General features: G+C 51.5%; 1 protein-coding gene. It reads left to right on the top strand.

The window, feature by feature from the left end; genetic code table 11:
- Nucleotides 1-518, top strand: a 518-nt coding sequence (locus ACTHUR_RS18260) for a DNA gyrase subunit A (protein ID WP_440400175.1), incomplete at both ends; no start/stop codon positions are given.

The raw sequence follows: 518 nt of genomic DNA, 5'->3' as shown, positions 1-518 counted from the left end.
TTGCCGACCCGCTTCCCTGCGCTGTTGGTAAACGGTTCGTCCGGTATTGCCGTCGGTATGGCAACCAATATCCCGCCGCACAATTTGGGCGATACCATCAATGCCTGCCTGCGTTTGTTGGATGAGCCTGAAACTGAAATCGACGAGCTGATCAACATTATCCAAGCGCCCGATTTTCCAACAGGCGCAACTATTTACGGCTTAAGCGGCGTGCGCGAAGGCTATAAAACCGGCCGCGGCCGCGTGGTGATGCGCGGTAAAACCCATATTGAGCCTATCGGTAAAAACGGTGAACGCGAAGCCATCGTTATCGATGAAATCCCATATCAAGTAAACAAAGCCAAGCTGGTTGAGAAAATCGGCGAGTTGGTACGCGAAAAAACGTTGGAAGGCGTATCCGACCTGCGCGACGAGTCCGACAAATCCGGTATGCGTGTCGTGATCGAATTGAAACGCAATGAAAATGCCGAAGTCGTTTTGAACCAACTCTACAAACTGACCCAGCTGCAAGACAGCTT

It is taken from the genome of Neisseria sp. P0021.S007, assembly GCF_051956855.1.
Note: the sequence above shows the minus strand (reverse complement) of the source record. Positions and strands in the feature narration are given on the sequence as shown.